Annotated in this window: 22 protein-coding genes and 1 pseudogene; 9 read left to right on the top strand and 14 right to left on the bottom strand. The window is 69.0% G+C overall.

The window, feature by feature from the left end; translation table 11 throughout:
• Window positions 1-39: 39 nt before the first annotated feature.
• Window positions 40-168 (bottom strand): hypothetical protein, encoded by a 129-nt coding sequence (locus CA984_RS48015; protein ID WP_341351721.1) that lies wholly within the window; start codon window positions 166-168, stop codon window positions 40-42.
• Window positions 169-243: 75 nt separating this feature from the next.
• The gene (locus CA984_RS20420; RefSeq protein WP_242676067.1) at window positions 244-723 is read right to left on the bottom strand and encodes a GtrA family protein; all 480 of its coding nucleotides are present in this window, start codon (window positions 721-723) and stop codon (window positions 244-246) included.
• 291 nt (window positions 724-1,014) lie between these two features.
• On the opposite strand from CA984_RS20420, the gene CA984_RS20425 reads away from it, so the two are divergent.
• The 3 genes from CA984_RS20425 to purE all read left to right on the top strand — a co-directional run bounded on the left by CA984_RS20425 (window position 1,015) and on the right by purE (window position 3,724).
• Window positions 1,015-1,959: a DUF8094 domain-containing protein gene (locus CA984_RS20425; RefSeq protein WP_086574761.1), complete on the top strand. Its 945-nt coding sequence runs from the start codon at window positions 1,015-1,017 to the stop codon at window positions 1,957-1,959.
• Window positions 1,960-2,010: 51 nt separating this feature from the next.
• Entirely contained in the window at window positions 2,011-3,153 is a 1,143-nt protein-coding gene (locus tag CA984_RS20430) for a 5-(carboxyamino)imidazole ribonucleotide synthase (protein ID WP_086574764.1), read from the top strand.
• Between the two features lie 67 nt (window positions 3,154-3,220).
• Window positions 3,221-3,724 carry a 5-(carboxyamino)imidazole ribonucleotide mutase gene (gene purE, locus CA984_RS20435; RefSeq protein ID WP_031170935.1) on the top strand — a complete coding sequence of 168 codons (504 nt, stop codon included), beginning with the start codon at window positions 3,221-3,223 and terminating at the stop codon, window positions 3,722-3,724.
• Between the two features lie 277 nt (window positions 3,725-4,001).
• Here the strand turns inward: purE and CA984_RS20445 are convergent, their stop codons facing one another.
• From CA984_RS20445 to CA984_RS20470, 6 genes are all read right to left on the bottom strand, one after another.
• A complete protein-coding gene (locus CA984_RS20445; protein ID WP_207620954.1) occupies window positions 4,002-4,610 on the bottom strand; it encodes a hypothetical protein in 609 nt (202 codons plus the stop codon).
• Window positions 4,611-4,818: 208 nt separating this feature from the next.
• The gene (locus tag CA984_RS20450) at window positions 4,819-5,463 is read right to left on the bottom strand and encodes a response regulator transcription factor (RefSeq protein WP_031170942.1); all 645 of its coding nucleotides are present in this window, start codon (window positions 5,461-5,463) and stop codon (window positions 4,819-4,821) included.
• A complete protein-coding gene (locus CA984_RS20455; protein ID WP_086574766.1) occupies window positions 5,427-6,683 on the bottom strand; it encodes a sensor histidine kinase in 1,257 nt (418 codons plus the stop codon). The genes CA984_RS20450 and CA984_RS20455 overlap by 37 nt, the downstream gene beginning before the upstream one ends.
• Entirely contained in the window at window positions 6,680-7,456 is a 777-nt protein-coding gene (locus CA984_RS20460; protein WP_086574769.1) for a CPBP family intramembrane glutamic endopeptidase, read from the bottom strand. Before CA984_RS20460 ends, CA984_RS20455 begins: the two co-directional genes overlap by 4 nt.
• Window positions 7,457-7,661: 205 nt before the next feature.
• Window positions 7,662-8,312: a hypothetical protein gene (locus CA984_RS20465; RefSeq protein WP_086574771.1), complete on the bottom strand. Its 651-nt coding sequence runs from the start codon at window positions 8,310-8,312 to the stop codon at window positions 7,662-7,664.
• Between the two features lie 48 nt (window positions 8,313-8,360).
• A complete protein-coding gene (locus tag CA984_RS20470; RefSeq protein WP_086574804.1) occupies window positions 8,361-9,053 on the bottom strand; it encodes an aspartate/glutamate racemase family protein in 693 nt (230 codons plus the stop codon).
• Between the two features lie 77 nt (window positions 9,054-9,130).
• Between CA984_RS20470 and CA984_RS20475 the strand changes: the two genes are divergently transcribed.
• Window positions 9,131-10,051, top strand: coding sequence for a LysR family transcriptional regulator (locus CA984_RS20475; RefSeq protein WP_086574773.1), 921 nt, complete (start codon window positions 9,131-9,133; stop codon window positions 10,049-10,051).
• A gap of 59 nt (window positions 10,052-10,110) precedes the next feature.
• On the opposite strand, the gene CA984_RS20480 is transcribed toward CA984_RS20475, so the two are convergent.
• Entirely contained in the window at window positions 10,111-10,515 is a 405-nt protein-coding gene (locus CA984_RS20480) for a hypothetical protein (RefSeq protein WP_086574775.1), read from the bottom strand.
• Between the two features lie 253 nt (window positions 10,516-10,768).
• On the bottom strand, window positions 10,769-11,998 hold the full coding sequence (locus CA984_RS20485; protein WP_086574806.1) for a serine hydrolase domain-containing protein: 1,230 nt from the start codon (window positions 11,996-11,998) through the stop codon (window positions 10,769-10,771).
• Between the two features lie 227 nt (window positions 11,999-12,225).
• On the opposite strand from CA984_RS20485, the pseudogene CA984_RS49285 reads away from it, so the two are divergent.
• Window positions 12,226-12,477 (top strand): annotated as a pseudogene (locus CA984_RS49285) (Scr1 family TA system antitoxin-like transcriptional regulator); the annotation flags it as partial.
• Window positions 12,425-12,661: a DUF397 domain-containing protein gene (locus CA984_RS20490; RefSeq protein WP_086574777.1), complete on the top strand. Its 237-nt coding sequence runs from the start codon at window positions 12,425-12,427 to the stop codon at window positions 12,659-12,661. The pseudogene CA984_RS49285 and the gene CA984_RS20490, both read left to right, overlap by 53 nt.
• A gap of 431 nt (window positions 12,662-13,092) precedes the next feature.
• On the opposite strand, the gene CA984_RS20495 is transcribed toward CA984_RS20490, so the two are convergent.
• Together CA984_RS20495 and CA984_RS20500 are read right to left on the bottom strand one after the other, a co-directional pair.
• Window positions 13,093-13,668 carry a YdeI/OmpD-associated family protein gene (locus CA984_RS20495; protein WP_086574779.1) on the bottom strand — a complete coding sequence of 192 codons (576 nt, stop codon included), beginning with the start codon at window positions 13,666-13,668 and terminating at the stop codon, window positions 13,093-13,095.
• A 235-nt stretch (window positions 13,669-13,903) separates the two neighbouring features.
• Window positions 13,904-15,223: a UDP-glucose dehydrogenase family protein gene (locus CA984_RS20500; protein ID WP_086574781.1), complete on the bottom strand. Its 1,320-nt coding sequence runs from the start codon at window positions 15,221-15,223 to the stop codon at window positions 13,904-13,906.
• Window positions 15,224-15,368: 145 nt separating this feature from the next.
• Between CA984_RS20500 and CA984_RS20505 the strand changes: the two genes are divergently transcribed.
• The 3 genes from CA984_RS20505 to CA984_RS20515 all read left to right on the top strand — a co-directional run bounded on the left by CA984_RS20505 (window position 15,369) and on the right by CA984_RS20515 (window position 18,014).
• The gene (locus CA984_RS20505; protein ID WP_086574783.1) at window positions 15,369-16,532 is read left to right on the top strand and encodes an acyl-CoA dehydrogenase family protein; all 1,164 of its coding nucleotides are present in this window, start codon (window positions 15,369-15,371) and stop codon (window positions 16,530-16,532) included.
• Window positions 16,533-16,696: 164 nt separating this feature from the next.
• Window positions 16,697-17,302, top strand: coding sequence for a DUF4240 domain-containing protein (locus CA984_RS20510; RefSeq protein WP_165781340.1), 606 nt, complete (start codon window positions 16,697-16,699; stop codon window positions 17,300-17,302).
• 295 nt (window positions 17,303-17,597) lie between these two features.
• Complete coding sequence (locus CA984_RS20515) at window positions 17,598-18,014, top strand: pentapeptide repeat-containing protein (protein WP_242676068.1); 417 nt, start codon at window positions 17,598-17,600, stop codon at window positions 18,012-18,014.
• Window positions 18,015-18,481: 467 nt separating this feature from the next.
• Here CA984_RS20515 and CA984_RS20520 read toward each other — a convergent pair whose 3' ends face one another.
• Window positions 18,482-18,973, bottom strand: a complete 492-nt coding sequence (locus tag CA984_RS20520) for a hypothetical protein (protein WP_133061722.1) — start codon at window positions 18,971-18,973, stop codon at window positions 18,482-18,484.
• 773 nt (window positions 18,974-19,746) lie between these two features.
• Window positions 19,747-20,097 carry an STAS domain-containing protein gene (locus CA984_RS20525; protein ID WP_086574808.1) on the bottom strand — a complete coding sequence of 117 codons (351 nt, stop codon included), beginning with the start codon at window positions 20,095-20,097 and terminating at the stop codon, window positions 19,747-19,749.
• Window positions 20,098-20,128: the final 31 nt, after the last annotated feature.

Consider the following 20,128-nt stretch of genomic DNA (forward strand, 5'->3'; position numbering starts at 1 on the left):
GTGGGGGCGGGTGGCCGGCCGGTATGGTCGACCGGGTGGTCAGCGGGCCCGCGTGACCTCGTCGGGAAGCTCCTTCGGCACCTCTTCGGTGGCGGCCAGGAAGACCCACTTCTTGTAGGACCAGAAGCGGAACAGCGTGCCCAGGCCGATGCCGATCAGGTTGGCCACGTTGATGCTCAGCGGGTCGGTCAGCTCCAGGGTGTAGTGGGGGCGGGTGGCCGGCCGGTATGGTCGACCGGGTGGTCAGCGGGCCCGCGTGACCTCGTCGGGAAGCTCCTTCGGCACCTCTTCGGTGGCGGCCAGGAAGACCCACTTCTTGTAGGACCAGAAGCGGAACAGCGTGCCCAGGCCGATGCCGATCAGGTTGGCCACGTTGATGCTCAGCGGGTCGGTCAGCTCCAGGGTGTAGCGGGTGAAGCCGATGCAGAGCAGCCCGATCAGCAGGGCGACCCCGTTGAGCAGGAAGAACAGGAAATACTCCCGTGCGAGCCCGCTCTGCTCCCGGTGCCGGTAGGTCCAGAAGCGGTTGCCGAAGTAGGCGAAGGTGGTCGCGACCACGGTGGCGATGACCTTGGAGGTCAGGGTGCCCCAGTGCAGGCCGTACTGCAGGAGGTTGAAGCCGCCGATGTCGATGACGAAGGCGATCGCCCCGATGGTCCCGAACTTCGCCAGCTCGCGGATCAGACCGGAGAGCCGCTCGTAGGCACCTCGCAGAAACTGCACGTCTCCTGCACGGTCCTTTCCAAGTTGGCTGGGATCCGCCACTCGGGAGGACCTCGGACATTCTTCTGCCAGGCTACCGGGGACGCCCGGGACCCGCCTGCCGGTTGACCAGGTGTTGTGCATACCAGTCAACTAAGAATATTTCAACAAATGTCACGCCTTGCCGGATAAATCCGGGTATCTGACGTTACCCTGATCCGGTAGATCGCAGGGAGGCTTCGGGGGAGTCCGTCCCCTGCGATCGGTCAGACGGATCGCCGCACGCGACGGCCACGACCACGGGACCACTCCTTGCCCCGCCGACTCCTCGCCCTGCTCCTCGGCCTGTCCGTGACGGCCGGCTGCGGCGCGCGGGCCGCCGGGCAGGACATACCCCGTGAGCCCGTGTCCCCGCCGAGGACGTCCGTCCGCGCGGTCGAGCCCGCCGAGGCGGCCCAGGCGTTCACGCTGCTGGACCGGCTCGACGACGCCTGGCGGAAGCGGGACTGCCGGACCGTCGGGAAGCTCACCACCTGGGCGGAGAATACGCTGGGCGGCCGTGCCTGCGAGGCAACCCGGAACGGCCGCCCAGCCCCCGCCCGGAAGGGATACTCCGACGCGGAGTTCTTCCTGCCGGCCACGGCCGGCGCGGACCGCTGGTTCGTCGCCCTGGCCCGCAGACCCCGCCCGGCCTACTTCCTGTTCGTCCACGAGGGCGACGGCTGGAGGCTCGCCGCCGGACCCGTCCCGGTCAAGGGCGAGCCGCGCGAGCCGGCGGGAGGCGCGGTGCCCGCCGAGGACCCCGGCGCCGGGGTGGGGGCGCGCCTGGCCCCGCAGCGCTACCTGACCTACCTGACCGACCCCGCCGGGGTGAGCGGGGTGACCTTCCCCAAGGGGGACGCCGCCAGGGAGCTGTTCGACGAGCTGGTCCGGCGGCCCCGGAAGGTGCGGCCCGACCGCCTCACCTCCGACGTCCGGCTGCTCGTCGGACCGCAGCGGGCGCTGCCGCTGCCCGGCGGGGGCGCGCTGGTCATCCATGCCCTGGAGATCGAACACCGGCAGAGGGCCGGGCCGGGCCGCTCCTCGCTGAGCCACCCGATCTACGGCAGGGACGAGCTGCGCGGGTTCACCGGGAAGGGCCGGGCCGCCAGGCTGACCGGCACCGAGATCGTGCTCGTCGTCACCGAGGTGACCGGCGGCGCCAAGGTCTCCACGGTCGCCGCGCGCCGCTCCCTGGCCGCCCTCACCACCGGCTGACCTCCCACAGGCCGGGGCCCGGTAAACTCGACCGCCGTGAGCAGCCCTTCTTTGGCAAGTCCCATCGGACCCGTCGTCGGCGTGATCGGAGCGGGCCAGCTGGCCCGGATGATCCAGCAGGCGGCCATCGCCCTCGGCGTGGAGTTGCGGGTGCTGGCCAACGCGCCGGACGAGAGCGCCGCCCGGGTGATCGTCGACGTCCACCTGGGCGACTACCGCAACCTGGCGGACCTGCGTGACTTCGCCAAGGGGTGCGACGCGCTCACCTTCGACCACGAGCACGTGCCCACCGAGCACATCCGCGCGCTGGCCGGGGACGGCTCCGCCGTGCACCCCGGTGCCGACGCCCTCGTGCACGCCCAGGACAAGGCCGTGATGCGCGAGCGGCTGACCGCGATCGGCGTCCCGTGCCCGCCCTGGCGGCGGATCGCCACGGCCGCCGACGTCGAGGAGTTCGCGGCGGAGAACGGCTGGCCGGTCGTGCTCAAGGCGGTGCGCGGCGGCTACGACGGGCGCGGCGTCTGGATCTGCCGATCCGCCGAGGACGCGGCGGAGGTCCTAGCGAGCGGGGTGCCGCTGATGGCCGAGGCGTTCGTGCCCTTCGAGCGCGAGCTGGCCGTCCTGGTCGCCCGCTCGCCGCACGGGCAGGGCGTCAGCTACCCGGTCGTGGAGACCGTCCAGCGCGACGGCATCTGCGTCGAGGTGATCGCCCCCGCCCCGGGGCTCGACCCCGAGCAGGCCGCGGCGGCCCAGCGGATCGCCCTGACGATCGCCCACGAGCTGGGGGTGAGCGGGCTGCTGGCGGTGGAGATGTTCGCCACCGCCTCCGGGCTGGTGGTGAACGAGCTGGCCATGCGCCCGCACAACAGCGGACACTGGACCATCGACGGCGCACGCACCTCCCAGTTCGAGCAGCACCTGCGCGCCGTGCTCGACCTCCCGCTCGGCTCGCCCTCGCTGACCGCTCCGGTCGTGGTGATGGCCAACCTCCTGGGCGGCGACGACCCCGACGTCTTCTCCCGCTACGAGCACGTGATGGCGCACGACCCGGGGATCAAGGTCCACTTCTACGGCAAGGAAGTACGGCCCGGCCGCAAGATCGGCCACGTCACCGCCCTCGGCACCGACCTGGACGAGGTCCGGGCCCGTGCCCGGCACGCCGCCGTCTACCTCACCGAGGGCGTCTACACATGAGCCGCCCGACCGGCGGGCACGGCAGCACTGCGAACACGGTCCACGGGCCGCGATACGAGGAGAACGCATGACCACCGTCGGCATCGTCATGGGCAGCGACTCCGACTGGCCGGTGATGAGACTCGCCGCCGAGGCGCTGGCCGAGTTCGGCGTCGCGTTCGAGGCGGACGTGGTCTCGGCGCACCGCATGCCCGAGGAGATGATCGCCTACGGCGCGCAGGCGGCCGGACGGGGCCTCAAGGTGATCATCGCGGGGGCCGGGGGAGCCGCCCACCTGCCCGGCATGCTCGCCTCGGTGACCCCCCTGCCGGTGATCGGCGTCCCGGTCCCGCTGAAGTATCTCGACGGCATGGACTCCCTGCTCTCGATCGTCCAGATGCCCGCCGGGGTCCCGGTCGCGACCGTCGCCGTCGGCGGCGCCCGCAACGCGGGCCTGCTGGCCGTGCGCATCCTCGCCGCCGCCGACGAGGACCTGCGGGCCCGGATGGTGGAGTTCCAGGCGTCCCTCAAGGAGCAGGCCCACGCCAAGGGCGCCAAGCTCCGCGCCGAGGCCGCTCAGCTCGGCGGCTGAGCCGTACGCCTCCGGACGGCGGGACCTCCCGGACCCGCCGGGCGGTGGAGGCGCCCGATGAGCCGGACGATGATCGACCTGGATGACGACCTGCTGGCCGAGGCGTTGGGGACCGGCACGAAGAAGGAGACGGTCCCCGACGCTTCTGTGCGAAGTGCTGGAGAATCGGCGCTGGCGCTGGCCCGGCTGCGCGCCGCGGCCTCCACTGACGCGAATCCACGTGGCGTAGCAGCCGCGAAACCGGCAGGCCAGGTGGCCTGCCGGTCAGTGCGCTTCCTCATACCAGGGTCGGGATGGGCTCGGTGGCCGAGAGAACCGGACGGGAGGCGGTCGAGGTGGGTCGGTGGGAGATGGAGGCGAAGGAGACGAGCATGAGGATGGCGCCGAGCGGGATGAGGTCCTTGTCGATGTTCGGCATGATGAGGTCGCACAGGACCAGGAAGGGCGTCCACACCTTGATCCGGCGCATGACGGCGAGCTGGACGACGAGAGCGAACTGGCCGGCGTAGAAGAGGTACGGGCCGATGTCGTAGGCCGCGAGGGTGACCCCCGGGGCGTCGCGGATCTCACGGGTGAGAAGGCTCATGCTCAGGTTGTCGACGGACAGCAGTCCAGCCACGACGTCGATGATGAACTGCGTGGTCAGAGCGAGGGCGCCGGCGGTGGCGATCACTGCGATCACAGTGGACAGGGCGTTGCCTCCTGCCATCCGGCGCATCTGCCAGAAGATGTACACGAACAGCCCCATCGCCGCGATGAAGGCCAGATGGCCGGTGGTCCAGGCGAGACCGGGGCCACGACTGCCGTCGAGCCCGTCGAGAATCCGGATCACGCCGTAGGCGAGGGTGAGCAGCGGGGCGGCAATGAAGGCGATGCGCGGGTTCATCCGGGGCTCCTTGGCAGGGGGTGCTTACGCCCTTAATCCTGGATTTTCACCCGCCGGATGTAATCGCCGACGGGAGCGATCTCTGCCATCCCTCTCACGAGGGAACAGGCATCCCTCCTGTCGGCGAGGTCTCCGGGGCCGAGGAACGCGGTGCCCGGCGGCGGCATCACCGTAAGCGCCGTGCTGCCCGCAGGCGGGTACGACATCATCAGCGTTTGAGGTAGGCCAGGACGGCCAGGACGCGGCGGTTGTCGTCCGTCGAAGGGGCGATCTGCAGCTTGCCGAAGATGCTCGCGGTGTGTTTGGCGACCGCGCTCTCGCTGAAGTGCAGGGCCGCGGCGATGGCGACGTTGGACCTGCCCTCGGCCATCATCTCGAGCACGTCGAGCTCACGCGGAGTCAAACTGTCGATCATGCCGCGTGCCCGGCTGCGGGACAGCAGTTTGGTGATGACCTGCGGGTCCATCACCGTGCCGCCCGCCGCGACCCGGCGTACCGCGTCGATGAACTGCTCGGTGTTGGTGACCCGGTCCTTCAGCAGGTAACCGACGGCGCCGTCACCGCCTGCCAGCAGCTCGTTGGCATACAGCTGGTCGACGTACTGGGAGAGCACCAGGATGGGCAGTCCAGGACGCCGGCGGCGGGCCTCGAGTGCGGCCTGCAGGCCCTCGTCGGTGAAGGTGGGCGGCAGCCGGATGTCGACCACTGCGACGTCCGGCTTGTCCTCCAGCAGCGCGCGCAGCAGGGACGGGCCGTTGTCGACCGACGCCACCACCTCGCAGCCGTGTTCGCGCAGGGTCCTGGTCAGCCCGTCCCTCAGCAGGAAGAGGTCTTCGGCGAGGACAACACGCACGGAATCTCCATGGTCGCAGTGGTCGGCCCGCCGGGCGGGCTGTCCAGGGTGAGAACGCCGTCGAAGGACTCCAGCCGGCGCTGCAGTCCGCGCAGCCCGCTCCCCTTCGCGGGGTCGGCGCCGCCGCGGCCGTCGTCGGTGACGCTGACGCGCAGCCGCAGTCCGTCATGGTCGAGAACGATGCCCACCTCTCGCGCGCCGGCGTGCTTGGCGGCGTTGGCGAGGGTCTCACCGACCACGAAGTAGGCGGCCGACTCGACCGGTGCGGGCAGGCGGCCGGCCAGCCGTACATCGACGTGGACGTCGAGGAAGCTGTCGAGCGCCAGCGACCTGACGGCGTCGCCGAGACCCCGGTCGGCGAGGACCGGCGGATGGATGCCGTGCACCAGGTTGCGCAGGTCCTCCAGCGCCCGCGCCGAGGCCTCCCCCACCTCCAGCAGCAGCCCGCGGGCGGCCGCCGGGTCGCTGTCCAGGAGCCGGGTGGCGCTGTCCAGGGTCATGCCGAGAGCGACGAGCCGGGCCTGGGCGCCGTCGTGCAGATCACGTTCGATGCGCCTCAGTTCGGCCGCCTGCACGTCGAGCACCCGCGCCCGGGTGTCGGTCAGCTGGGTGATCCGCCGGGTGAGCTCCGTACGGCGCGGCGCCGACAGTAGCAGCCGGGTCCAGCGGCCGTGCAAGCGCAGGATCCCCGGGGCCATCGAGACCCCGGCGACCATGAAGCCCACACCCAGCGCGAGGGCCGCCAGCATGGTCGGCGTGCTGGACACCGGGACGAACGCGTACCAGTTGCCGGGGCCGAGGTGCCGCCAGACGAAGGGTTGCACCAGTGTGCCGAACGCGCCGTACCAGAGGAGCATGAGCGGAACCGCGACGAGGAACCCCCCGGCCCACGGCTCCAGCCAGGCCCAGACCAGATCCCGCCAGAACCCTTCGTCGGCGAGAATCCCACCCGCTCTTTTGCTCCTGCTCCCGGAGGATTCGGCGCCGAGCGGCTCAGGGGGGCTGATCCGCGTCCCCGTCCATCGGGCGGCGCGGGCGCGCGAGCGGTCCGACAGCGCCCGCAGCGCCGTCGCGGCGGGCACGAGCAGCCGTAGACCGGCACCGATCGGCAGGAGCAGGAGAGCCAGGACGACGAGCGAGCCGACCGCGGACACCGCCACCGCGAGCAGCCCCGCCAGCTGGCAGCGCCCCACGGCCACCAGCGCCCTCTTCAATCTCATCGGAGGTGGATTCTAACCGGTGCCTTCCACGCCCACAGCAGCGCCGCCAGCAGGCACGACGCGCCGAACAGCGCCATCGGCGCGACCGCCCCGCTCTCCTCGTCCATGAACAGCAACAGGCCGAGGTTGATCAGCGCATGGAAGCCGCCGGTCAGCAGCAGCCGGTGGCTGCGCACCCGCTCCAGCGCCAGGCCCATCACGACCGATATCGACACCGTCGCCACCAGGAACGCGGCCGCGTATGCGGGCGGCCGACCGAACACCGGCACGTGCCACAGCCCCCACAGCAGTCCCACCACGATCGGCACCGTCAGCGGGCCGAACCGGCGGCGCAGCAGCGGCTGCAGCAGGCAGCGCCAGCCGATCTCCTCGGCGCACGCGCCGATCAGCTGCGCGGCCACGATCAGCGCGAACGGACTGCGCAGCGTCTCCGGCCCAGTGAACCGGGCATCGCCGGTGAGCAGGCCGTAGCCGCCGGCGCAGAGCGCGACGATCAGCGGAGCCGTGGCGAGCAGCAGCAACCCGTAACCGTCCAACGTCCCGGCCCGGCCCCCGGCACCGGCGAGGGCCGACCGGGCGAGCCTCGGCCACCACAGGGCGACCGCCCCCACCGCCAGGGCCGGCCCGAACTGGGTCAGCTGGATGACCTCGCCAGGGATCGGCGTGACGGCCTGTGCCGCGCCCAACACGCCGGAGGCCACAAGGGCGACGGCGACGAACACCCCCGCAGGCGCCAGGACGTCGAAGGGCTTTTCCGTTTCTGTCTTCAACATGTCATCGAGGATTCCGCCTGATCAGATCCCGATCACTGCACCTGTCAACCGGGCAGGGGTGGATCCAGGTACACCCCCGCACCTCGAACCTTGGGCTTGACCAGCGGATTCATGTCGGCGACCAGGTCATTGCCGACGCCTGCGCTGCCCGGACCCTCGGCCGTCCCATTGTGATCTTGTTCGAAATCGATCGTTTCAGGAGCGGTTAGGCCGGGATGGGACCCGAGAACGTCAGGTAAGGATGTTCTCCATCGAGCCACCTCCGGTCGAGCCGCACGCCTGTGGCCAGCTCGACGGCCGTCAGGAAGCCCGCCTGCCAGTTCCAGCCGTCATCTCTCCCGAGGCACTCCTCATCCACGACGTCGACGAAGAAGTCCCCCAACGCCGCCAGCTCGGGCCACTGCGTCAGGTTGGGGTGGTCCTCAGCGCGTCCCGGGAACAGCCCGTCGATCTTCAGGAGGACCTCGCCGTCGATGGCGAGGGAGAGGTAGTTCACGGAGTTGACGTTCCACCAGGCGTTGTAGACGCGGGCGTTCGAGCTCATCCGCCGGAGCACGCCGGGAAGGGACAGCTCACCGATCCCGTACACGACGGTTGCCGTGCCGATCCGGTCCACGACCGCGCACGGGCCGGGAAGAGGGAGGGGAAGGTTGACGATATGGGGACGGGCCGTCCGGTGAAGCTCGTAGCTGGTTCCTCCACTCAGCCGTGTGCTCACCTCCCGCAGGGTGAGCGGGTCCGCGCCGTCGGCGGGAAGCATGACGGTCCAGCTCAACGCCACATTCAACTCGGGCTCACCGATAAGCCGCCGGTAGTGCTCGTACACCTCATCGGCCGAAGGCCGTCCGGAATCCACGTGATGCCCTCCTCCGCCTTTTCCTTGGCCCGGCGCAGGCCGCGCCGTTCACCGCGACGCCAGGTCGACGGCGTGTTCGACGTGGATGCGGGTGGAGTCGAACACGGGAATGGCGCTGTCCTGGGGGCCGATGAGAAGGGTGATCTCGGTACAGCCCAGGATGACCCCCTGGGCGCCGCGCTCGGCCAGATCGGTGATGATCCGCCGGTAGGCCTCACGGGAGGAGTCCTCGACGCGGCCCTGGGTGAGTTCCCGGTAGATGACGTCGTGCACGAGCGTGCGGCCGGGCTCGTCGGGCACCAGGATCTCCAGCCCGTGCCTGAGCATCCGGGATCGGTAGAAGTCCATTTCCATGGTGAAGCGGGTGCCCAGCAGCCCTACGGTCGTGAGGCCGGCGCGGGTGATCCGTTCCGCCGTCGCGTCGACGATGTGGACGAAGGGAACACCGATCGCCGCCTCAACGACCTCGGCGACCCGGTGCATGGTGTTGGTGCACAGCAGGACCATCTCCGCCCCGGCCTGCTCAAGGGTCTTGGCCGCCTGGGCGAGCCGCCGCCCGGCGGCCTCCCAGTCTCCCGCGCGCTGCATGGCCTCGATCTCTGCGAAGTCCAGGGTCAGCAGGAGGCTCCGGGCGCAGTGATGGCCGCCCAGCCGCCTGCGGGTCTCCTCGTTGAGCAACCGGTAATACTCGGCGGAGGATTCCCAGCTCATGCCGCCGATCAGGCCAATGGTCCGTGTCATGGTCTCATGGTGGCCCATGGGTGAAGCTCATAGGTAGGCCTGTGTTTCTTGGATAACCCCCAAGCAATACTTATGGCATGGATGCCCACCGCCTGCTCATCTTCCGGCAGATCGCACATTCCGGTTCGATCGCGGGGGCGGCCCGCTCTCTCGGGTGGACGCAGCCGGCGGTCAGCCAGCATCTACGCCATCTGGAGCGCCAGGTCGGGATGGCGCTCGTGCTGCGCCGCCCGCGCGGGATCCAGCTCACCGAAGCGGGCACGGTCCTGCTACGCCACGCCGACGCCATCGCCACACGGCTGCATGCCGCCGATGACGACCTCGACGCGCTGGCCCAGCTGCGGGAGGGCACCGTCCGGCTGGCCGCGTTCCCCTCGGCCAGCGCCGCGCTCGTTCCCGCCGCCATGAGCCTGCTGGCCCAGCGCCATCCCGGCATGGACGTACGGCTCCGCGAGGCGGAGCCCCCCGAAGCGCTGGACCTCCTCGCCACCGGTGAGGTGGATCTGGCCCTGACGTTCACCCACGCGGGAGAACACCCGGCCGACCACCCCGGGCTGGTGCGGGTCGTGCTGGGGGAGGATCCGGTCCGGCTGGTTCTGCCGCGCTCCCACCCCCACGCGCACGCCGCACCGCCCGACCAGCCGGTGAACCTGCGGCTGCTGTCGGAGGAGAGGTGGATCGGGGGGTGTGAACGGTGCACCGCGAACCTGCTCCAGACCTGCCAGGACGCGGGCTTCGTCCCGGACATCCGCCACAGCACCGACGACTACGTGGTCACCCAGGCACTGATCGCCCGCGGCCTGGGGATCGGGCTGCTCCCGCAGCTCGCCCTCGACGCCTTCCGGAATCCCGGCGTCACCGTTCGCGTGGCCGCGAAGCTTCGTCCCCGGACCGTGCACCTGATCCATCATCGCGAGGCGGATCACATACCCGCGGTCCGCAGCGCCGTACGGGCCCTCCATGACACCGTCTCTCCCCTGCCACCAGGTTCGTCGTGAGTCACGGCTTCCGGACAGGACCCCGGTGACCAGCTGTCGCCGCGCGGGCCGGCATGCCCTCAAGCGGCGTCGAGGGCTTCGGTGATCTTGCGGATCATCTCGGCCAGGGTGGGGCTGGGCTCGCCCTGGTGGGTCCGGGCGGCTGCTTCGATGGCGACGACGACGGTGCTGCGGAAGTTGTCGGCCTCGGCCGGAGCCTGCTTCTTGAGCAGGGTCATGGCCGCCGTCAGGGCCGGCAGCACCTGGTCGGCCAGGTCGGCTGTGGACTTGCCCCACTTCACGCCCTTGGGCGCCTTGGTGAGCACGTGCCCGACCAGGCCGGTCGCGGAGGTCAGGGCGATGGAGCCGTGGGTGGCGACCTTGTGGGCCGAGTCGGCGACGCCGGCGGCGGACATCAGCGAGACGGCGCCCCACGCGGCGGTCCGCAGGGTGAGCTTGTCCTGGTCGGAAAGGGTGATGGACATGGTGGTGTGCTCCCTCAGATCTGTTACGGAATTCAATGAACGGACGGATGGTGGAATGCGGTCCTGGTGGTGCCCGGGGTATCTCGATCGCTCAGGCCGGGGCCGTTCGAGGGGATCTCACCCTCGGGCGGCCCGGCCCAGGCAGACAGGGCCAAGCTCGGCCCCGCGCGAAAACGTCGCCGGTTCTCCCCGCCAGGGGCTGACCGTTGGGCGCCGTGGATTCCAGCGGGCGTACCGGGACGTGAGTCCGGTGTCAGTCGTCGATCGCCTGGTAGAGCGTGGTCCAGAAGTCGTGGATCAGCCGCGCCGGATCCGGGACGGACATCCCGACCTGGGTGAGCAGGATTCCGGTGAGCTGGTTGTGCGGGTCGGCGTAGGTCGTGGTGCCGCTTCCGCCGTCCCAGCCGAACTGGCCGACGGGGGCGTAGTCGCCGCGGTAGGTGCGCACCGCCATCCCGAAGCCCCAGCCGCCGTGCTGGCCCTGGCCGAACGACAGATGGACGTTGTTGGTGGCCAGGGCAGTTCGGGCGGCTGTCTGCTCGGCCGTGAGGCGGTTGGTGGTCATCAGCTCGACGGCGGGCCGCGACAGGATCCGCTCGCTGCCGTGCATGCCGCCATTGAGCAGCATCCGGAAGTAGGCGTGGTAGTCGTCGACGGTGGAGACCAGCCCGCCGCCGCCGCCCTGGAATGCCGGAGGCCGGCTCCACCGTCCCCCTTCGGCCTCGTCCCACACGATGAACTCTCCGCTCTGCGGGTCGGGGGCGTAGAGGGCCGGCAGCCGGTCGATCTTGTCGGCGGGCACGTGGAAACCGGTGTCGGTCATGCCCAGCGGATCGAAGATGCGTTCGCGCAGGAACGTCTCGAACGACTGGCCCGTGACCCTGGCCACCAGCACGCTGAGGACATCGTGGCTGATCTGGTACTGCCAGCGCTCTCCGGGCTGGTACATCAGCGGAAGCGTGCCCAGGCGGCGCATCCACTCGTCCGGCTCGGGCATCGGCTCCGGCAGATCGGGCGTGAGCCCCTGCTCGAAGATCGCGCCCATGATCGACGTGCCCAGCGCCGTCATGTCCATGCCGAGCCCGAACGTGGAGGTCAGCAGGTCCCGTACGGTGATCGGCCGCCGCGCAGGCACGGTGTCGTCCAGCGGGCCGTCGATCCGTGTCAGCACCCGCCGGTCGGCCAGCTCCGGCAGCCACCGATCAACCACATCGTCCAGCCGCAGCCGGCACTCATCCAGCAGGACCATCGCCGCCGCCATCGCGACCGGCTTGGACGTCGAGGCCATCCGGAAGATCGTGTCCCGGCGCATCGGCGCGCCACCGTCATGACGCATCGTCCCGATCGCTTCGACATGCGTCTGGCCGCCCCGGCCGACAAGGGCGACGAGCCCGGGGATCTTCCCGGAATCGACATGTCGTGCCAGCACGTCACGCAGTCTGCGCAGCCCCGTTGCGGAGAAGCCGCTGTCGCCGGTTTCCATCATGAATCTCCTTGCCTACAGTGTTCGGTCTTGCGAGACCCGTCCCGGCGTGGCGCTCATGGGCTTGCATGAGCGACGCACGAGGGTCGGGGGTGAGCTCGGTGTGGCCCAGTTCGCAGCCCCGAGGCCGCGATGCTGAACCGCTCATGGCACCTACCATCGCCGACCGCTCTGATACCGGGCCGTTGCCGTCCTGACGCGGCCGCTGACACGACGATGTCACTGTCACGGCCGGGCTGAGCGGGGCGTTCGCGATGGCGAGCGCCGAGGGTGCGGCGGATACTGTCTATGTGGACTGCGCCGCCGAAGGGCACGTCATCGACCATCCCCGCGACGTGGCGGAGATCTGCACCCGTTTCGAAGAGCTCCGTACGGAGGCCCTGCCCCCGAGGGCGAGCATCGACCTCATGACGAAGGTGAGACGACATGGAAGCAGATCTGAGCACGGCCGTCTGGCGCCAGGCATCGCTCAGCGGTGACAACGGCGGCAATTGCGTCGAGGTGGCCGTGGTGGACGCCCCCGGTGTCGGCCACAAGGCGGGCCTCGGCTCCCTGTACGTGCTGCGCGACTCCAAGAACCCCGAAGGCCCGAAGCTGTTCTTCACCCGGTCGGAGTGGGACGCCTTCGTCGGCGGCGTGAAGCTCGGCGAGTTCGACAACTGATCAGTAGGTGGTAAGGCTCTCGTCCATGACGGGGGCCTTCACCACCCGCGGCCTCAGACCTCGATATCCGGAGTGCCCTGCCCGCCGGCGCCTCGTCGGCGCAGGTCAAGATCGCCCAGTACCCTCCGCTGCGCGTCCCCGTGCGGTAGGACCGCTCCCGGGCTGTCTGAATCCCCTGTCCGACGGCTCCCGGCTCCCCGGTCCGACGGTGCCGGGGATAAGCGGCGGCTCTCGGGGAAGGGAGGGACCTCCAAGGTTTCGGAGGTTGAGAATCATGAGGAATGCGATACGCGCCGGCGTCGGGCTCACCGTGGCCGTACTGGCCGTCCTCGGAAGCGTGGGAGCGGGCGATGACCACCGGCCCGCCCAGACCAGCTTGAGCTCGGAGTCGTCTCGCTAGCGACGCCCATGCCGGACCGGCGCCTGGCGGATCAGGGATAGATCTTCCTGTGCTCGGCCAGCATCGTGACGTACTGCTCGATACGGCGCGCCCGGGTTTCGGCCTTCTTGGCGTCCTGCACGCGGTAGACGACCGTGTAGCGGTTGCGGCTGTCGAGCGTCGCGAAGAACTCCTCCGCGACGGGATTCCGCGCCAGGGCGAGCGCCAGGTCTTCGGGCACGGTGGCGGTCCGCGGCCCGTCATACGCCGCGTCCCAGCGGCCGTTCCCCTTCGCGCGTTCGATCTCCAGCAGGCCCGGAGGCTTCATCCGGCCCCGCTCGATCAGCGTGACGGCCTTGTCACGGTTGATCTTCGACCACCTGCTCCCCGGCCTGCGGGGACTGAACCGCTGCAGCCAGTGTCCGGCGTCGAATGTGCTCTTCTGCCCGTCGATCCAGCCGTAGCACAGGGCCACGTCGAGCGCCTGGGCGTAGTCCAGCGACTCGACGCCCGCCACCTTCTTGGCGAGCTTGAGCCAGATTCCGGACGAGGAACCGTGGTGGACGGCGAGCCACTCCTCGAAAGCCGCGGCCGACGGAAAGAAGAGGGTTTCCTCATCAGAGCGCATCGCAGCAGTGAAGCACACCGGTGCGACAGCGACGGGCCACGCCTCCGACACCGGGCTGCGACCGGTCCGGGCGCACCCTGGAAGGTGTGTCCGGTGCCCTCGCCGGAGAGGCGTCGCGGCGGCCCGCTCCTCACGCTGGAGGAGTGGGCCGCCGCGGAGCCCGCCCCGGTCGGCGGGTGGCGCCAAGCGGGCGCAGCCGTACGGCCGGCGAGAGCCGCGGGACCTCAGCCGCTCACTACGGGCGGCCGAGGGCGCGGTAGTGCCAGCCGGAGGCGCGCCAGGTTTCGGCGTCGAGGGCGTTGCGGCCGTCGACGATCTTGCGGGTGGCCACGACGGCGCCGAGCGTCTCGGGGTCGAGGTCGATGAACTCCTGCCATTCGGTCAGCAGCAGCACCACGTGGGCGTCGCGGGCCGCCTCCAGGGCGGATTCGCCGTAGGAGAGCTCGGGGTGGGCCCGCCGGGCGTTCTCCTGGGCGACGGGGTCGTAGACGGTGACCCGGCCGCCCTGCTCGCTGATCTTGACGGCGACGTCGAGGGCGGGGGAGTCGCGGATGTCGTCGGAGTTGGGTTTGAACGCCGCGCCGAGCACGGTGACCGTACAGCCGCGGAAGGAGCCGCCGGCCAGCTCGCGGGCCAGGTCGACCATGCGGGCCCGGCGGCGCATGTTGATCGCGTCCACCTCGCGCAGGAAGGTCAGCGCCTGGTCGGCGCCCAGCTCCCCGGCTCGGGCCATGAACGCGCGGATGTCCTTGGGCAGGCAGCCGCCGCCGAAGCCCAGGCCGGGGTTGAGGAACTTGCCGCCGATGCGGTCGTCGAAGGAGAGCGCCAGTGACAGCTGCTTGACGTCGGCGTGTGCGGCCTCGCAGACCTCGGCCATCGCGTTGATGAACGAGATCTTGGTTGCCAGGAAGGCGTTGGCGGCGACCTTGACCAGTTCGGCGGTCGGATAGTCGGTGATCACTATCGGGGTGCCCAACTCCAGCATGGAGGCGTACACCTCGCGCATGACCTTCTCCGCCTTGTCGGAGGCCACGCCGAGCACGATCCGGTCGGGGTACAGGGTGTCCTTCACGGCGAAGCCCTCGCGGAGGAACTCGGGGTTCCACGCCAGCTCGGCCCCCGAGCCGATGGGGGCCAGCCGGGCCAGCTTGTCGGCCAGGCGCTGGGCGGTGCCCACGGGGACGGTCGACTTGCCCAGGACCAGGCATTCGCGCTTCAGGTGCGGGGCCAGCGACTCGATCGCGGCGTCCAGGTAGGAGACGTCGGCTCCGTACTCACCGGGTTTCTGCGGGGTGCCCAGACACAGGAAGTGCACGTCGCCGAAGGCTGCGGCCTCCTCGTAGGAGGTGGTGAAGCGCAGCCGCCCGTTGGCGAGGTTGCGCCTGAGGATCTCCTGCAGACCGGGTTCGTAGATGGGCAGATCCCCGGCCTGCAGCCGGGCGATCTTCTCCGCGTCCACGTCGACACCGAGGACTTCGAAGCCCAGCTCCGCCATGCACGCGGACGTCGTCGCACCCAGGTATCCGGTTCCCACCATCGTCAGGCGGTAGGCCACTGGTGTTCCTTTCGCTTCTGCCCGATTATGTGCCGTCAGAGTATCGGTATCCCTCCTGGCGCTCGCCACCTGCACAAACAGGTAGGGATACATATCACATGTGGTGGAGCGGTCCACACTTTGTTGGACGTCCTACTATTTGCCCATGAGCTTCCCTCTCTACGCGCTGCCCGAAGAGCACGACATGCTCCGGGAGACCGTCCGCGCTCTTGCCGACGAGAAGATCGCCCCTCGTGCCGCCGAGGCCGACGAGACGGGGGAGTTCCCCTGGGACGTCTACAAGGCGCTCGTCGCCGCCGACATGCACGCCGTGCACGTCCCCGAGGAGTACGGCGGGACGGGGGCCGACGCCCTCGCGACCGTCATCGTCATCGAGGAGGTGGCGCGGGCCTGCGCGTCGTCCTCGCTGATCCCCGCCGTCAACAAGCTGGGCACCGTCCCGCTGCTGCTGTCGGCCTCCGAGGAGGTCAAGCAGCGTTACCTCGCGCCGGTCGCGCGGGGTGAGGCGATGTTCTCCTACGCCCTGTCCGAGGCCGAGGCGGGCAGCGACGCCGCGGCGATGAAGACCCGCGCCGTGGCCGACGGCGACCACTACGTGCTCAACGGCGCCAAGATGTGGATCACCAACGCCGGCGTGTCGGAGTACTACACGGTGATGGCCGTGACCGAGCCGGGCGCCGGCGCCCGGGGCATCTCCGCGTTCGTCGTGGAGAAGGGCGACGAGGGCGTCAGCTTCGGGCCCAAGGAGAGGAAGCTCGGCATCAAGGGCTCCCCGACCCGCCAGGTCATCCTGGAGAACGTGCGCATCCCCGCCTCCCGGATGATCGGCGAGCCGGGCACCGGCTTCAAGACCGCCCTGGCCACCCTGGACCACACCCGGATCACGATCGCGGCCCAGGCGCTCGGCATCGCCCAGGGCGCCCTCGACTACGCGGTGGGCTACGTCAAGGAGCGCAAGCAGTTCGGCAAGGCCGTGGCCGAGTTCCAGGGCGTGCAGTTCATGATCGCCGACATGGCCATGAAGCTGGAGGCCGCCCGGCAGCTCACCTACGCCGCCGCCGCCAAGTCGGAGCTGGCCATGCACGGCGAGCCGCAGAAGGACCTCACGTTCTTCTCCAGCGCCGCCAAGTGCGCCGCCTCCGACGCGGCCATGGAGATCACCACCGACGCCGTCCAGCTCCTCGGCGGGTACGGCTACACCAGCGACTACCCGGTCGAGCGCATGATGCGCGACGCCAAGATCACCCAGATCTACGAGGGCACCAACCAGATCCAGCGCATGGTGATGGCCCGGCAGCTCCTCAAATAGGGCGCTGAGCAGTGGAGACCCGGTCCGGACGAGGCTCCCGGACCGGGGTTCGCGCGTGCCGGAGGGATCTTTGAAGAGACCCTGTCCCGTCCCTGATCCGTGAGCTACGCACGCGACAGCCGTGATCTGTACACGGATGATGGTGAATGCCACGATCACGTCTCATGGATGCAGATGCCTTCTGGGCACTGATCGAGCGGTCCGGCCGGGAGGCCGGTACCAAGGCCGGGCGCCTGGTCTGGCTGGACGGGGAGCTTTCCCGGCGCTCGGCCGAAGAGATCGTCGACTTCGATACGTGGTTGACCGCCGTCGCGAACCGGGGCTGCACCTGGGATATGTATGCGGCGTACTGGTTCGTCTTCGGCAGAGGATCGACCGACGGCTTCGAATACTTCGTGCACTGGCTCATGGGGCTGGGGCGCGAGGCGTTCGAGCGGGTGGCGGAGTGTCCGGACGAGGTGATCGAAGTGCCTCAGGTCCTCCACGCGCTCAAGCTGCGCCGTACGAGGCTCGCCGCCCGATCGGGTCGGATATGGACGGAGGAGGAGTATCCGGAGTTCGAGCTCCTCGCCTACGTGACGTTCGAGCCCTACGCGAAGGTCACGGGTCTGGACGTGGAGCACCTGGGGGACGCCGTCCGCGCCCGGGGGGTCCGGGGCAAGTTTCCCATCGTGAAGATCGACTTCGATGGGGAGGCGTGGGATTTCGACGACGACGCGGAAGTAGTCCGCAGGCTTCCCCGTGTAGCTCACTACCGCGGTATCGGATGAGCTGACTGTCCGGAATGACCTTGATCCCTCAAACACGACACAGGGCTATGTCACTGTCTGTCCAGCCGAGGGATCCGCCACTACCGGCAGTTCGTCTCCGACCGTCGAGACCGTCGTCCGAGCGAGGAATATCGTGGCCGACCGAATCCGAATGGCTGGAATTCCGAGACCATTCGCCGGCAAGAGACAACAAGCCGATCGACTATGGCAACGGGCAGACAACGGTGATGCCGGGGACCGTGCACTCGGTTAATCAAGAGGCATGACCGCCGGCCGAGGCGGCACCATGGCGTCCATGACTCATGAGGCGCCGTCGAGGCAGGCGCTCAGTTCGCTTCCGCGCTACGCCACCGTCAGCCGCCAGGTATTCGACGGCCAGGATCTGACCTCACTGCGGACGTTGCAACTGCGTTTCGTGCGTTGCTCCTTCGTCGGAGCCGACCTTCGCCATGCCACGCTGGATGGCTGCTTCTTCAAACTGTGCGATCTGCGGGGCGCCGATCTGCGGGGCGCATCGCTGAGGGGCATGAATCTGGCCGGATGTGACCTGCGGGATGCTGATCTGCGCGACACCGATCTCAGCGGAGGACAGCTCGGCCTGGTCAATACCGGTTCCAAGCCGCACGGTCTGACCGACGTCACCGGTGCCAAGTTCGACAACGCCATCACCCGCGACCTGAAGATCGATCAGGTCATCGGCTGGATCCAGTAATTGAGGCAGCGGATGTGATCCTGGTCTTCACGGTTCATCGCTGCGTACAGGGGGCTGGTGTCGTGGATCAGCACTAGCTGGTCCGGAACCGGTCGAGGAGGATTTCCTCTGAGCGTTGGGCGCTGTCCGGCTCGTCGGCGATGATTCCGGCGAACGACAGCCGGCGGCGCCGGTCATGCGTTTCCATGGAGGTGGTGGCTCGCTTTCGATGGGTTCCGGGCATCCGGGTGGGGCCGTCCGTGCCCGAGGGGGGCGGGGCTGGAGAAATCACAGTGCGAAGGGCCCGAAACCCGTGCAGTCTGGGCCCTTCATCGTTTACGTAGCGCCGCGGATCGCGCGGCGTCGTGATTGCGGATCGAAGGCTTTACGTCGATGACTCATGATCAGGACGGGTATTGGCCTATGCTCGCTGCGATCCGGTTCCCGGACGGGAGGCGCCAACCAGATCCGCCCGGGATGAATGCGGTTCAGCAGTTCCCGGTGCCGAGGGAACGCAGAATCGAAAAACTGATCAGAGAAGAGCTGCGCGGCGGTGTGGCGCGGGCCTTCCATGAAGTCTCGCTCCCACCGCCGGCAGCGTCGATCACGTGCGCGACCCACCTGCTGTCCGCGTCCAGCAACGTGATCTTGTAGGTCCTGCCGCCCGCCGCCGGGTCGCCGGGGTCCAGCGGGAGGGCCACCGTCCAGGTGCCGTCGCCGCCGACCTCGATCAGCTCGAAGTGGTATCTCGCCTTCTTGTCGTACGGCTGCCGCACGGCGGCCACCAGCGACTTGCCGGCCTGGAGCCGGGCGCTGCCCCGCATCACCTGGCAGGGGTTCCACGGCGTGGCGTTGGCCGCCACCGGTTCGGTGACCGACGCCTCGGAGCCGGGTGCGGGCCTCCCGAAGAGGCTGCGAGCCCCTTTGACGGCGTCAACCCCTCCGGCGAAGGCCGTGCAGAGCGTGCCCACGAGCATCAAGATCGAAACAATGCACCCCAGGCGTTTCATTCCTTTGGAGCGGGTGTCGGGGGGCTCCTGGGAGTCGGGGAGCCCCGGCTTTTGCGGGGGATCGGGCGAGCCTTCGCGAGAGGTATCCGAGGGCTCGGCGGCCTGATGGACCATTGCGGAAATTAACCTCATTCATGATCGATGGGTCAGCTTGAATCGTCACAATAGCCTCACGATCATGGGTTGGCCAACGTAACTTCACCCGAATTTGAACGATCTTCAACATACCTGCTCTGAGCTGCGTGAATACCATTTACCCGACCGGTCAGTACGGATCAACTGGAACGGTATTCTGACCGGCGACCCGCAGTCGCATATGGGCTAAAACTCGCAACTGTGACGAATTGTGCTATCTACGGTCGAGCGCTCTCGGGATTTCGCAAACAGGTCATTGCAGCAAAAGTGGCGGATCGTGAAACACGTCCGCCTGATATTCGGGTAGGGCTGGAAGTATCTGTTAAGAAGGTTCCCAGTTTGTCCGTAACCGCCTGGCGTCCGGTGACGAGCCGCGCCGCTGAGTCGCTCCGTCCCGCGCCATCCGGATCTCCCGGGCGTCAGCAGGGGCAGGCGTTCAGCATACGGACATCAGACGCCGCGGGGGCGGGAATCCACGGGCCTCGGCCGGGCCGCAGGCGGGTCCCAGCCAGGCCTCAGGCAGGCCGCAGGGACCGCCCGGATCAGGCCCTCAGGTGGGCCCCCGGATCAAGCCTCAGGCGGGCCGCAGGGGCCGCCCGGATCAGGCCTCAGGCGGCTGCGTCGAGGGCCTCACGCAGGCTGCCGCACGTCTCGAAGTGCCGGTTGAGATTGGTGATGGTCAACAGGTGGGTGATCATGCCGGGCCCCACCACCAGGATGAGGCGGCCGTGGGTGTCCCTGATCCTGGTGAGCGCGCCCACCAGGATGCCCAGGCCCACCGAGTCGCAGAACGGCACCTCGGTCAGGTCCATCACCAGGCACGGGTGACCGGGGGTCTCCAGAGCGCGGTCGACTTCCGCGCGGAGCCGCGGGGCGACCGCCATATCCAGCTCGCCTGCCGCCCGTACTACCACGCAGGGACCGTTGTTCCATCTCTGAACATCGAACGCGGGGATCACGATCATCACCTCCGTGCGGGCTAACCTGCCC

The sequence above is a fragment of the Streptosporangium minutum genome (assembly GCF_002149035.1).
Lineage (GTDB): Bacteria > Actinomycetota > Actinomycetes > Streptosporangiales > Streptosporangiaceae > Streptosporangium > Streptosporangium minutum.

Excerpts from the sequence above, each read along its gene's own strand:
- purE (WP_031170935.1), top strand. The coding sequence starts at position 3,221 with ATGACCACCGTCGGCATCGTCATGGGCAGCGACTCCGACTGGCCGGTG.
- CA984_RS20445 (WP_207620954.1), bottom strand. The coding sequence starts at position 4,610 with ATGAACCCGCGCATCGCCTTCATTGCCGCCCCGCTGCTCACCCTCGCC.
- CA984_RS20455 (WP_086574766.1), bottom strand. The coding sequence starts at position 6,683 with ATGAGATTGAAGAGGGCGCTGGTGGCCGTGGGGCGCTGCCAGCTGGCG.
- CA984_RS20460 (WP_086574769.1), bottom strand. The coding sequence starts at position 7,456 with ATGTTGAAGACAGAAACGGAAAAGCCCTTCGACGTCCTGGCGCCTGCG.
- CA984_RS20470 (WP_086574804.1), bottom strand. The coding sequence starts at position 9,053 with ATGACACGGACCATTGGCCTGATCGGCGGCATGAGCTGGGAATCCTCC.
- CA984_RS20475 (WP_086574773.1), top strand. The coding sequence starts at position 9,131 with ATGGATGCCCACCGCCTGCTCATCTTCCGGCAGATCGCACATTCCGGT.
- CA984_RS20480 (WP_086574775.1), bottom strand. The coding sequence starts at position 10,515 with ATGTCCATCACCCTTTCCGACCAGGACAAGCTCACCCTGCGGACCGCC.
- CA984_RS20485 (WP_086574806.1), bottom strand. The coding sequence starts at position 11,998 with ATGGAAACCGGCGACAGCGGCTTCTCCGCAACGGGGCTGCGCAGACTG.
- CA984_RS20490 (WP_086574777.1), top strand. The coding sequence starts at position 12,425 with ATGGAAGCAGATCTGAGCACGGCCGTCTGGCGCCAGGCATCGCTCAGC.
- CA984_RS20495 (WP_086574779.1), bottom strand. The coding sequence starts at position 13,668 with ATGCGCTCTGATGAGGAAACCCTCTTCTTTCCGTCGGCCGCGGCTTTC.
- CA984_RS20505 (WP_086574783.1), top strand. The coding sequence starts at position 15,369 with ATGAGCTTCCCTCTCTACGCGCTGCCCGAAGAGCACGACATGCTCCGG.
- CA984_RS20510 (WP_165781340.1), top strand. The coding sequence starts at position 16,697 with ATGGATGCAGATGCCTTCTGGGCACTGATCGAGCGGTCCGGCCGGGAG.
- CA984_RS20515 (WP_242676068.1), top strand. The coding sequence starts at position 17,598 with ATGACTCATGAGGCGCCGTCGAGGCAGGCGCTCAGTTCGCTTCCGCGC.